Source organism: Cecembia lonarensis LW9, assembly GCF_000298295.1.
GTDB classification, from domain to species: Bacteria; Bacteroidota; Bacteroidia; order Cytophagales; family Cyclobacteriaceae; genus Cecembia; species Cecembia lonarensis.
On record NZ_AMGM01000202.1, the window covers coordinates 1 to 1,181 of the forward strand.

The 1,181-nt window shown below is 64.5% G+C and carries 1 protein-coding gene; it reads left to right on the top strand.

The features are described 5' to 3' along the window. A partial coding sequence (locus tag B879_RS23785) for a carbohydrate ABC transporter permease (protein WP_238542192.1) occupies positions 1-962 on the top strand: 962 nt, incomplete at its 5' end. Between the last annotated feature and the right edge of the window lie 219 nt (positions 963-1,181).

Here is a 1,181-nt window from a genome sequence, read left to right on the forward strand (position 1 = left end):
ATGATCCTGCTGGTGCTGGTCGCCATCGTGGTCATTCCCTACCTCATGTACACCTCGCGAGCGGAGAAGCGCTGATGGCTACCTCAACCCTTGATCGTTCCGCAGCCCCGGCGGCACCCGGCGCCGCCGGGGCACCAAACCCCGGGCGCCGCCGCATCAACCGGACCCTGAAGTACGTGCTGCTGCTGTTCTTTGTGGTGGTGGTGCTGATCCCCGCCTACGTCCTATTCATCACCAGCTTCAAGGGCAGCTCCGACGCCGATCCCTCACGCGCCTGGTTCCTGCCCACCACCTGGGAAACCGCCGGCTGGTCCAAGGCCTGGACCACGCTGGCCCCCGCGCTGGGACGTACCTTCGCCCTGGTGATCCCCGCCGCGGTCATCTCCGCCACGCTGGGCTCGATCAACGGCTATGTGCTCTCCAAATGGCGCTTCCCGGGCGCCAATGTGGTGTTCACGCTGATCCTCTTTGGCATGTTCATCCCCTACCAGGCGGTCATGATCCCGCTGACCCAGCTGATGAGCACCCTGGGCGTGCCCCAGGGCGTTCCCTCGTTGATGCTGCTGCACATCGTTTACGGGCTGCCGATCTGTACGCTGATCTTCCGCAACTACTACGAGTCGGTGCCCTCCGAGCTCATCGAGGCCGCACGCATGGACGGGGCAGGAATCCTGCGCACCTATGCCTCGGTGATCTTCCCGGTCCCCGCACCTGGCTTCGTGGTCGTATTGATCTGGCAGTTCACCTCCGCCTGGAATGACTACCTGTTTGCCGCGTTCTTCTCCTCGGGACGCAACGGACCGGTGACCATTGCGCTGAGCTTTTTGGCCGGCGGCCAGCTCACCGACTACGCCGCGTCGATGGCCGGTGCACTGATCGCCTCGGTGCCGACGCTGATCGTCTACATCCTGCTGGGCAAGTACTTTGTCGGCGGGCTGATGAGCGGCTCGGTCAAGGGGTAGCCGGCGCACCAGCACAGCCTGGAGAAGGGCGCTTGCCACCTCGGCGAGCGCCCTTCGTGTTTGGCCATTTAGTTGCTGCTGCCCGGGACCCAGATCATCGCGCCGCAGAGGTTGCCCGGTAGTACATGACCTAACCCGTCGGGGTTGCCCGGGGACAGTTCGATGACCCGGGTGCCGGGAGTACGCAAGAGGCCATGGCGTTGGTCTCCGGCGACCACC